1 protein-coding gene is annotated in these 545 nt (G+C 67.9%); it reads left to right on the forward strand.

Annotated elements, in window-relative coordinates; translation table 11 throughout:
- The coding region (locus tag ACYVE7_RS35485; protein WP_460371093.1) for an ABC transporter permease at positions 1-545 on the forward strand (545 nt) is incomplete at both ends.

Genomic DNA, 545 nt, shown 5'->3' on the forward strand with positions numbered 1-545 from the left:
ATCTCACTCCCGCCGTTCATCGTGACCCTCGGCGTCCTCAACGTGGCGTTCGCCCTCACCCACATCTACTCCGAAGAGCAGACCATCAGCGGCCTGCCCTCGGCACTCACCGCGCTCGGCAACACCTTCCCCTTGGGCGGCACCGACGTCACCTACGGGTCGGTGCTGATGATCGGGCTGTTCCTGGTGTTCGCTTATGTCCTGGGCCAGACGGCGTGGGGCAAGCACGTGTACGCGGTGGGCAACGACCCCGAAGCAGCGCGTCTGACCGGTATCCCGGTGCAGCGGCGGCTGCTGACCGTCTACACCGTCGCCGGAGCGATCTACGGGATCGCGGCGCTGCTCCTCATCGCCCGCACCGGTGTGGGCGACCCCAAGGCGGGCCAGACCGACAACCTGGACTCGATCACCGCGGTGGTCCTGGGTGGGACGTCCCTGTTCGGCGGGCGCGGCCTGGTCGTCGGGACGCTGATCGGGGCGCTGCTCGTCGGGATCATCCGCAACGGCCTCCAGCTCATGGGCGTCCCCTCGATCTACCAGATCCT

This window comes from Actinocorallia lasiicapitis, from assembly GCF_054778695.1.